Origin of the sequence: Andreprevotia lacus DSM 23236 (assembly GCF_900176275.1) — a bacterium.
GTDB classification, from domain to species: Bacteria; Pseudomonadota; Gammaproteobacteria; order Burkholderiales; family Chitinibacteraceae; genus Andreprevotia; species Andreprevotia lacus.
In genome coordinates this window covers 1-1,137 of sequence record NZ_FWXD01000082.1, presented here as the reverse complement: position 1 = coordinate 1,137, position 1,137 = coordinate 1, and the positions used below count along the sequence as shown (strand labels likewise).

The 1,137-nt window shown below is 50.7% G+C and carries 1 protein-coding gene; it reads left to right on the top strand.

What is annotated here, in order from left to right:
- Positions 1-295: 295 nt before the first annotated feature.
- Positions 296-913: an immunity protein Imm33 domain-containing protein gene (locus tag B9A19_RS21860; protein ID WP_084093242.1), complete on the top strand. Its 618-nt coding sequence runs from the start codon at positions 296-298 to the stop codon at positions 911-913.
- The last annotated feature ends 224 nt before the right edge of the window (positions 914-1,137 follow it).

Below are 1,137 nucleotides of genomic sequence, written 5' to 3'. Positions count from 1 at the left end.
CAATGGCCTAAAGTCTTGCCAGCATCATTCTGCCCGGCCTGCTCTGGCACCATGGTAGCTGTGTCGGGGCTGGCTGTATCAAGATACGAGGTCTTGCAATCATACATTTTCACAGACCTGATTATCCGGCTAACCAAACAGTATTGAGACCTGACCCTGAATTTTTCATGGAGTGATTGGTCCGGGCATTCGGTATTGGGGCCGGTACCACCAGAAGTAAGAGAAATCATGTTGCAGTGAGAGGCGGGGGCTAGAGCTGCGCTGCAACGAGCAATTGAACAAAGGCTGAGAGATAATGGCAATAACTAAGCGTGCAATGATTGGCCATGAAGCCGTTGCTGTTACGGTGGACGCTGAACTTGAGAAACTTGCTGACTGGCTGTTGGGCGTTCTTGCTAGGATGCATCAGACCGACCACCTTGTAGAGGATGGCAAACGAATACAACTTGGATGGTCAGTACTTGTCTTCAGGCGCCAGAGCAATGGGACCCTACTAGTTTGCGAGCCCGATTTCATGCGGGATCCATTCACCGACGAAGTTCCCAATGCTAACTATTCATTGAGGCTCCAAGCGGTTCAGATGGCTTTCGCTGATCGCGCCGGGGTCTCTCCCGAAGTGACTCGCTTCCAGGAGAAAATAATTCTCGAAAAGGGTTGTTTAGAGGAGAATGCAATATATATGACGAGAGAGCCGCCTCAACGAGAAAAGGCCGACTCGGGCTGGTTCATTGGCGTTCGTCGGCCCAATGAGGCTACTGCTGAGCTCGAAGCGATTTATGCATTTCAACTATTAAGGGACCGGCCCTCACTATTTCCTGCGCTGATTCTTCCGGCTGGTTTTATGGTCGTTGCAGGTCCTGACGGTGTCGAAAGTGTGCTGAATGCAAGTAATGAGTTGATAATGCATTGTTAGCAGGCTGGTGAGCGGGAATCCGGGGTCTTGTATTTTGCATCGCCCCAGCAAGGCAAAGCTACAGAATACACACCCGCCCCTGAAAGCAGTAAAAACCACGCACCATAAAAGTGCTGTAAAAAATCCGCTTAGCAGGCTGGTGAGAAACTCCCAACCCCTTGCAGCAAGCGGAGTTTGAGGCAGAATTCCGCCTCAAACCAGCCACCTACTTTCCCCATTTCCTA